Below are 8,901 nucleotides of genomic sequence, written 5' to 3'. Positions count from 1 at the left end.
AAGGGCAACCGGTATTTCAGGCGTCGTGGAAATTTAAGGACTCCAAAGATATTAAGCCCGAACACCTGGCTGCTGTCGCTGAGTTATCCACTGGCAAAGATGGACTAAAAATTAAGCTGCATGATCCGAAAGCTGCTATCAAGCAACTGGCTGAAATGTGTGGATGGGAAGCACCGAAGAAAGCCGAATTGACCGGCGCGAACGGTGGCCCGATCCAAACGTCAAATCTAACCCCGGATGAAGCCGCAGAGGCCTACCGTAAAATGATGGGCTGATTTGGGTAAATCCACAGAGGCGACGATAAATGATTAAGCCGGGTGAGGTTATTATGTTGAGCCATAACATTATTGAAATGACCCTTATCAACGCAGCCAGGCGGCAAGGGGTGGATCTGAACAACAAGGATTTGCTGGATATACGCACTAAGGTAGCGGCGACACTGGCAGCTAAAGAACGTCACCGCCAGAGGATGAGTGCGCCAGCTTACCAGTGGAAGAAGCCAACGCCTCGCCGATGATTGTAGTATCGAAGTGTGGCGATGCGGTGAACGGGCATAAAATAACCAATAAACCCCATGATTACCCCTGCAAAATATCCCCGGCATATCCCAGAAATAACAAAGGAGTTACGCTATTAACGTAACTCCTTGTTTTATTTGGTGGCCCCTACTGGACTTGAACCAGTGACCAAGCGATTATGAGTCGCGTGCTCTAACCAACTGAGCTAAGGGGCCAAGCTTGGGCGCTGATTATACGGTAGTTTTTATCCTCAGGTCTAGAGCTGCTCACTCATATGCGTGTTTTATATGCAAAAATAAGGTTTTTTACGGATGAGGTAGGGAAGAGGAGAGCGTAGACGTGGTTGGTTTTATAGGAAAAAAAATCCCGACATAAATAATATGCCGGGATTTTTATTACTTCACTAACGAATTAATCGTCGAGGAAGCTACGCAGTACTTCAGAACGGCTTGGGTGACGCAGTTTACGCAATGCCTTCGCTTCAATCTGACGAATACGTTCACGGGTGACATCGAATTGTTTGCCCACTTCTTCCAACGTGTGGTCAGTGTTCATATCGATACCGAAACGCATACGCAGAACTTTTGCTTCACGGGCTGTCAGGCCTGCTAACACGTCGTGCGTGGCAGAGCGCAGGCTCTCAGAGGTTGCAGAGTCCAGCGGCAGCTCCAGAGTGGTATCTTCAATGAAATCACCCAGATGTGAATCTTCGTCATCACCAATCGGGGTCTCCATTGAGATAGGCTCTTTAGCTATCTTCAGCACTTTACGGATCTTATCTTCCGGCATCAACATACGTTCCGCCAGCTCTTCTGGCGTTGGCTCACGGCCCATCTCTTGCAACATCTGGCGTGAGATACGGTTGAGTTTGTTAATGGTCTCAATCATATGTACTGGAATACGGATAGTGCGCGCCTGGTCTGCAATCGAACGAGTGATCGCCTGACGAATCCACCATGTTGCGTAAGTTGAGAACTTATAACCGCGACGGTATTCGAACTTATCTACTGCTTTCATCAGACCAATGTTGCCTTCCTGGATCAAATCAAGGAACTGCAAACCACGGTTGGTGTATTTTTTGGCAATAGAGATAACCAAACGCAGGTTAGCCTCAACCATTTCTTTCTTGGCACGACGCGCTTTCGCTTCACCGATAGACATACGGCGGTTGATGTCTTTTACCTGCTCAATGGTCAGACCGGTTTCTTCTTCGATCTGGCGCAGTTTCTGCAAGCTACGTTGAACATCTTCCGAGACATCTTTCAGTTTTTCAGACCAAGGTTTACCCATAGCCACTGCCGCAGTGAACCAGGTATCGCTGGTTTCATTGCTGGAAAACAGCGTAACGAAGTTTTTCTTCGGCATTTTGCACTGCTCAACACACAGCTTCATGATGATACGTTCTTGAGTACGAACGCGATCCATCATGGCACGCATGTTATTGACCAGATAATCGAACTGCTTTGGCACCAGACGGAACTGCTTGAACACTTCAGAAAGCTTCAGGATTTCAGCAGCTGCGTTCGCGTGATTGCGGCCATTTTTCTTGATTTCCATACGCGCGTTTTCATACTGCTCACGCAAATCGCTGAATTTCTGGCGCGCCAACTCTGGATCGATGCTGTTATCGTCTTCGGCGTCGTCGTCTTCATCCTCGTCTTCATCTTCATCATCCATCTCTTCAGTGGATAATTCAGAACCAACGTGGGTCGCTGTTGGGGCAATATCTTCTTCAGCGTTTGGATCAACAAAGCCAGTGATCAGGTCGGATAAACGAGATTCGCCCGCTTCAACGCGATCATATTGTTCCAACAGATAAGTGATCGCTTCAGGGTATTCAGCAACAGAACACTGAACCTGATTGATACCGTCTTCGATACGTTTGGCAATATCAATCTCGCCTTCACGCGTTAACAGCTCAACGGTACCCATTTCGCGCATATACATACGCACCGGGTCGGTGGTTCGCCCGATTTCTGATTCAACACTGGAAAGCACCTGTGCAGCAGCTTCAGCCGCATCATCGTCGGTATCCGTGGTGTTCTCGGCCAGCATCAAATCATCAGCATCAGGCGCTTCTTCTAGTACCTGTATGCCCATGTCATTAATCATCTGGATGATGTCTTCGATCTGATCGGAATCGACGATATCTTCCGGCAGATGGTCATTGACCTCAGCATAGGTCAGATAGCCTTGCTCCTTACCTCGGGTGACAAGTAGCTTCAGCTGTGACTGCGGGTTTTGCTCCATAAGACGGTATCCACACTTCAGAGTATTTGGGTTGGTGTCGGTCGGCGAAACCGCCAACAATTGCATTTGGGGCCTTTTTTTGTCGCCGCTGCCCGCTATAGCGGCATCATTGTGGGGAGTTGCCCCCACATTTATCGGCAATTAAGCCGTTGGGTGTTTCATTTTTTTCTGGCTAGTGCCAGATTCAAAGACCAAAGCTCTTTACGTTCTTCGGCGTTTAATCCATGTGTACGGTCACGCGCTATCAGGGTTTCCTGACGTTGCTCCAAAATGGAGTCATACAGGCTAGCTAGCGTGTCGACAAAAGTCTGTTCGACCATATCCTCTACAATCATGTGGTTCCATGTTGCAAGAGTTTCAAGCTGTTGGCTGAATTTATTATCACGGTACAGTTCCAGCAGCTGCCCGGTTGTCAACCCCGGTTGGGCCAGACAGGTTTCAACCAACTCAATAAATAACGGTAAACCCGCCAATTTGGCTTGCTCGACCCCCTGCAATGAGGGAATAAGTGTAGCCAGTTGTGGGTTTTGTACCAATAGCCCTATAAGTATACGCATGGTTGTGCGTTTTAGCTGGGGCGGCTGGTAGGTATTTGCATTCTCAATCTGTTTTGGCATCAGCTTATCGAGCTGGCTGTCATCAAGCAGACCTAACTTATTCCCTAATTGTTGACGTAGGTATAGACGTAGCGCTTCACCAGGAATTTGGCTGATTAAAGGTAATGCCAGTGTGCTCAGTTTGGCGCGCCCATCGGGACTGCTCAAATCTACCTGTGGCATTAACGTTTCAAACAAGAAAGTTGAGAGTGGCTGTGCCTCCTCCATACGTTGTTCAAATGCGTCTTTCCCTTCTTTACGAACCAGAGTGTCGGGGTCTTCACCATCGGGCAAAAACATAAAGCGTAGCTGACGCCCGTCATTTAGATAGGGCAGAGCCGTTTCTAATGCTCGCCAAGCGGCATCTCTACCAGCCCGATCACCGTCATAACAACAAATTACGTTATCGGTGGCACGGAACAACAACTGAATATGCTCAGCGGTTGTTGCCGTTCCCAATGAGGCAACAGCATAATCAATACCAAATTGTGCGAGCGCCACCACATCCATATACCCTTCAACAACGAGTAAGCGTGCAGGGTTTGGATGATTGACTTGTGCTTCATACAAGCCATATAACTGGCGGCCCTTATGAAAAATTTCTGTTTCTGGGGAGTTGAGGTATTTTGGCACTCCATCACCCAGAATTCGCCCGCCAAAAGCGATAACCCGCCCGCGTTTATCGCGAATAGGGAACATGACGCGCTCACGAAAACGATCGTAAGTCCGCCCTGTATCATTAGTAACCAGCATTCCGGCATCGTTCAGTGCTGTACGGCTCTCGCCATCACGACCAAAACGTTTTAAGGCATTGTCCCAACCAGGGGGAGCAAAACCGATAGCAAAATGTTGGATGATCTCTTCACTCAAACCGCGATGTTTAAGATATTCACGGGCCTGATTGGCATTCTGGCCTTTGAGTGACTGCTGATAGAATGCGCTGAGGCTTTCCATCAATTGATAAAGACTTTGTCGTTGGTGTCGTTCTATCTGAGTGGTGCCGCTGCCTGCCTCGTAAGGCACTTCCAGCCCGTGCATGGTGGCCAATTCTTCGATACTTTCGACAAACTCGAGTCGATCGTAATTCATCAAGAAATCAACAGCATTACCATGAGCGCCGCAGCCAAAACAGTGATAAAACTGTTTTTCGCCGTTAACAGTGAATGAGGGTGTTTTCTCATGATGGAACGGACAGCACGCATGGTAATTTTTGCCTTGCTTCTTCAGCTTTACCCTGGTATCGATAAGATCGATGATGTCAGTGCGAGCTAGCAAGTCATTGATAAATACGCGTGGAATTCGTCCAGCCATAAGCCCCTATTCGCCAGTCCATAAACGAGAACAAGCCGCGCGTTCCTTTCGGAAAGCACGGCCTTCGTATGCAACTACTCGATCTGCGCGTTCTTCGAAATGAAAAAACCACGTATTGGGGTTATCCCCGAAGAATTAATACAGACGAGTGCGGCGTGCGTTTTCGCGAGCCAATTTCTTCGCGTGACGTTTTACAGCAGAAGCTTTAGCACGTTTACGTTCAGTAGTCGGTTTTTCATAGAACTCACGACGACGAACTTCAGCTAAAACACCTGCTTTTTCGCAGGAACGTTTGAAACGACGAAGAGCTACGTCGAACGGCTCGTTTTCACGTACTTTAATTACCGGCATGTGCCTCTCACCTCAATAGAAATCGGTTTGCTGCTGGCCAATCGCCAGCCTTCTCAAAATGGTGCGGAATTTTACTTCAATGGATGCTGCTTTGTAAAGCACCACAGCAAATTGAAACAGGCACGCCCCTGTGATGTCGCCCCCGCCTTTACAAAAAAGTTGGTGCCAGGAGTGCGACGGCCGCTGATTATATACTAAACAGAGGCGGTGATCGAATTAATCAACATTTTTTTCAAACAGAGCAATTATCAGCGATTATCAACAACGCATTTGCGGCCAATGTCGAAAATATTCGAAGGGGGGATGAGAAATCATGACTGCGGGCGCTGTTATGCTAAACTGTCGGCCGCACGTGAATGATGGGAAATGTAATGCGAGTATTGGGTATAGAAACGTCCTGCGATGAAACCGGAATTGCAGTGTATGACGATGAAGCCGGTCTGTTAGCTAACCAATTGTACAGTCAGGTAAAATTGCACGCTGACTACGGCGGTGTCGTACCAGAGCTGGCCTCCCGTGATCACGTGCGTAAAACCGTACCCCTGATTCAGGCGGCGTTGAAAGAAGCCAAGTTGAACGCCAAAGATATTGATGCTGTGGCTTATACAGCAGGTCCTGGCTTGGTGGGGGCGTTGTTAGTGGGGGCGACCATCGGTCGGGCATTAGCTTTCGCGTGGGGGGTCCCTGCGGTACCGGTTCATCATATGGAAGGCCATTTGTTGGCACCAATGCTGGAAGAAAATGCACCAGAGTTCCCGTTTGTTGCGTTGCTGGTATCCGGCGGTCATACCCAATTGATTAGTGTGACCGGTATTGGTGAATATTTGCTGTTGGGCGAATCTGTTGATGATGCGGCAGGTGAGGCTTTTGATAAGACAGCAAAACTATTAGGGTTGGATTACCCTGGTGGGCCAATGTTGTCGCGTATGGCCCAGCTTGGTACTGCGGGCCGTTTTATCTTTCCGCGTCCAATGACTGATCGCCCTGGGCTGGATTTTAGTTTTTCTGGTCTGAAAACGTTCGCGGCGAATACTATTCGTGCTAATGGTGATGACGACCAAACCCGCGCCGATATCGCCCGAGCATTCGAAGATGCGGTGGTTGATACCTTAGCCATCAAATCTAAACGTGCGTTAGATCAGACGGGTTTTAAACGCTTAGTTATCGCCGGGGGCGTGAGCGCTAACCAGACCTTACGATTAAAACTGGCCGATATGATGCAAAAACGAGGCGGTGAAGTATTCTACGCCCGGCCAGAATTTTGCACTGACAACGGCGCGATGATTGCCTATGCGGGGATGGTCAGGTTGCGAAGTAACCTGAACAGTGAGTTGAGTGTGTCGGTGTGGCCGCGTTGGCCGTTATCTGAGTTACCGAAAGTCTGATCAGAATGGCTGAGCGTGGCTGCGGCGGTGTTGCCGCAGTCATTCAAAATACTCATGGCCAAGAGTCCACTGCGTTTTTTCATTCCTTTGCGCCTTGCCTCGCTCATGCTCAGTCATTCTGATATGGGTGTCGAATGGTCGGGCGTGGCTGTGGCTGTGTTACTACCCGTCGTTCTGATAGGGGTGTCGAACGGCTGAGTGTTGCCGCAGCCATTCTCGGTTTCGGGGAAAACTAATCTTCTTTCTCTTCTAACTCAGCGGCTTCTTCTGCGGGAGTTTTCTGTTTTTTCTTTCTAAGCTTGTCCCAGACTTTCCCTTCTTTACCACGCCATAAACGCTGAATGTTATCGTGGTGACGCATCAGAATAAGGCAAGAGAGCATGGCGACAGGGAAGGTAAATTGAGGTTTGAACCACCATACGTAAAACGGGGCAATCAAGGCGCTAACTATTGCGCCTAATGATGAATAACCACTCAATAATACTGTCAGCAGCCAGGTCCCGGTCATCAAACCGGTCAAATCCCAGCCGATAGGCGCGATTGCACCAAATGCGGTTGCTACACCTTTACCCCCCTTAAAGTGGAAAAATACGGGATAAATATGGCCGAGGCAGGCGGCTATAGCGGTCAAACCGAGATAAAGTGGCGGGATGTGTAACAGATAAGCGAACCAAACTGGCAACATGCCTTTCAATATATCAAAGAGCAATACCGCCACTGCTGCTGTACGGCCACCAATACGCAGCACGTTAGTCGCACCGGGATTACCGGAGCCATGTGTCCGTGGATCTGGCAGCCTGGCAACCCGGCATACCAAGATTGCACTGGAAATAGAGCCGCACAAATACGCGAAGATAATCATGCCAAGCGCGATAGCACTCATAACACCGCCCCGTTGAATAATGGTCGTTTTAATAGCAACATCAGTGGATAATACGCATATTCGGCTGGAAGTGGTATCCGGCAGGCACAAAAACAGAGAATGACGTGATGGACATCGTATTTATTGAGGAACTCAGTATCATAACCACCATCGGGGTTTATGACTGGGAGCAGACCATCCAGCAGAAACTGGTGTTCGATATCGAAATGGGCTGGGATAACCGTAAAGCAGCGGGCAGTGATGATGTCAATGACTGCCTGAGTTATGCTGATATCAGTGAGGCGGTAATACAACATGTCGGCTCACAGCGTTTTGCATTGGTAGAGCGGGTCGCTGAAGAGGTAGCCGAACTGTTATTACGACGCTTTAATTCGCCGTGGGTACGTATCAAAGTTAGCAAGCCGGGGGCTGTCGCCCAGGCCAAAAATGTTGGCGTAATTATTGAACGCGGCCAACGGCTAAGCTGACCTTTTGTCACCGTATGACATAAAAATGTCATTCTGCATTGATAATGTTGTCTGATTGTGTCGAGGAACGTGATAAATTTTCTGTGTCCTTCTTACTTGAAGTTGCAGCGCTATGTGTGGGGTTCCTTCAGCCTAACCACTGATGAGAGCCAGCCTACTGGGCTGCAGCCCCAATTATTTTGGGTAGGAATTAAATTCTAAATTGAACGGCACTGTTTTCAGCATTGCCGTTTTTTTGTGGTTTTCCATTACAGGGTATTGGGTATTGTAGATGACGGATATGTATTCGCTGTTTGTGGCTTTTATTCTGGGTGTGGTCGAAGGGCTGACTGAATTTTTGCCGGTTTCATCTACCGGGCATATGATTATTGTCGGGGAGTTGCTGGGGTTTACCGGTGATAAAGCAAAAACTTTCGAAGTGATTATTCAGTTAGGCTCCATTCTGGCCGTAGTTGTGGTGTTTTGGCGGCGCTTATTCGGTCTGATTGGTATTCACTTTGGTGCGGTACCCCATGAGGGGAAAACCGATGGTCATTTGACACTGGGCCATATTTTACTGGCGATGATCCCCGCGGTGATTCTAGGTTTGGCATTCCATGATGTTATCAAGGCGCTATTTGACCCAAAAAGTGTCATGTATGCATTGGTGGCTGGTGGGGTGTTATTGCTGGCCGCAGAATGGTTCAAACCTAAAAATCCTAAGGCTGTCGGGCTGGATGATATTACCTACCGTCAGGCTTTTGCGATTGGTTGTTTCCAGTGCCTGGCACTATGGCCGGGGTTCTCTCGTTCTGGAGCCACCATTTCCGGTGGGATGCTGGTCGGTGTGAACCGCTACGCGGCATCTGAATTCTCATTTATTCTGGCGGTACCGATGATGATCGGAGCCAGCGGGCTGGATTTATATAAGAGCCTGCATTTCCTGACATTGGGCGATTTACCGATGTTTGCTGTAGGGTTTATCACCGCCTTTATCGTCGCACTAATAGCCATCAAGACCTTCTTGTCACTGATTAAACGGATCTCTTTTGTTCCTTTCGCCATTTACCGCTTTATTGTTGCAGCCGTGGTGTATTGGGTCTTTATGTAAGGGATAACCGTGGCTACAAACAAATAAACCCCTTGTTCAGAGGGGTTTAT

The 8,901-nt window shown here is 48.5% G+C and carries 8 protein-coding genes, 1 tRNA gene and 1 pseudogene; 5 read left to right on the top strand and 5 right to left on the bottom strand.

The features are described from left to right. Both AC971_RS24770 and AC971_RS16470 read left to right on the top strand, forming a co-directional pair. Positions 1-275, top strand: a pseudogene (locus AC971_RS24770) (terminase small subunit); the annotation flags it as partial. Between the two features lie 53 nt (positions 276-328). Next, positions 329-517, top strand: coding sequence for a hypothetical protein (locus AC971_RS16470; RefSeq protein WP_025381454.1), 189 nt, complete (start codon positions 329-331; stop codon positions 515-517). 139 nt (positions 518-656) lie between these two features. Here the strand turns inward: AC971_RS16470 and AC971_RS16465 are convergent. The 4 genes from AC971_RS16465 to rpsU all read right to left on the bottom strand — a co-directional run bounded on the left by AC971_RS16465 (position 657) and on the right by rpsU (position 5,026). Continuing rightward, positions 657-733 (bottom strand) — tRNA-Ile (locus tag AC971_RS16465). 196 nt (positions 734-929) lie between these two features. Further along, entirely contained in the window at positions 930-2,768 is a 1,839-nt protein-coding gene (gene rpoD, locus AC971_RS16460; RefSeq protein ID WP_025381453.1) for an RNA polymerase sigma factor RpoD, read from the bottom strand. A 158-nt stretch (positions 2,769-2,926) separates the two neighbouring features. Further along, positions 2,927-4,675, bottom strand: a complete 1,749-nt coding sequence (gene dnaG / locus AC971_RS16455) for a DNA primase (RefSeq protein WP_025381452.1) — start codon at positions 4,673-4,675, stop codon at positions 2,927-2,929. Between the two features lie 135 nt (positions 4,676-4,810). Then, the gene (gene rpsU / locus AC971_RS16450; protein ID WP_001144069.1) at positions 4,811-5,026 is read right to left on the bottom strand and encodes a 30S ribosomal protein S21; all 216 of its coding nucleotides are present in this window, start codon (positions 5,024-5,026) and stop codon (positions 4,811-4,813) included. A gap of 371 nt (positions 5,027-5,397) precedes the next feature. On the opposite strand from rpsU, the gene tsaD reads away from it, so the two are divergent. After that, positions 5,398-6,411, top strand: coding sequence for a tRNA (adenosine(37)-N6)-threonylcarbamoyltransferase complex transferase subunit TsaD (tsaD, locus tag AC971_RS16445; protein ID WP_025381451.1), 1,014 nt, complete (start codon positions 5,398-5,400; stop codon positions 6,409-6,411). 232 nt (positions 6,412-6,643) lie between these two features. Here tsaD and plsY read toward each other — a convergent pair whose 3' ends face one another. Further along, positions 6,644-7,294 carry a glycerol-3-phosphate 1-O-acyltransferase PlsY gene (plsY, locus tag AC971_RS16440; RefSeq protein WP_025381449.1) on the bottom strand — a complete coding sequence of 217 codons (651 nt, stop codon included), beginning with the start codon at positions 7,292-7,294 and terminating at the stop codon, positions 6,644-6,646. 107 nt (positions 7,295-7,401) lie between these two features. Between plsY and folB the strand changes: the two genes are divergently transcribed. Together folB and bacA are read left to right on the top strand one after the other, a co-directional pair. Next, complete coding sequence (folB, locus tag AC971_RS16435; protein WP_025381448.1) at positions 7,402-7,761, top strand: bifunctional dihydroneopterin aldolase/7,8-dihydroneopterin epimerase; 360 nt, start codon at positions 7,402-7,404, stop codon at positions 7,759-7,761. Between the two features lie 271 nt (positions 7,762-8,032). Next, positions 8,033-8,851, top strand: coding sequence for an undecaprenyl-diphosphate phosphatase (gene bacA / locus AC971_RS16430; RefSeq protein ID WP_025381447.1), 819 nt, complete (start codon positions 8,033-8,035; stop codon positions 8,849-8,851). Positions 8,852-8,901: the final 50 nt, after the last annotated feature.

Origin of the sequence: Yersinia similis (genome assembly GCF_001053095.1) — a bacterium.
Taxonomy (GTDB): domain Bacteria; phylum Pseudomonadota; class Gammaproteobacteria; order Enterobacterales; family Enterobacteriaceae; genus Yersinia; species Yersinia similis.
The sequence above is the reverse complement of the archived record's forward strand: the minus strand, read 5'-3'. Positions and strand labels throughout refer to the sequence as shown.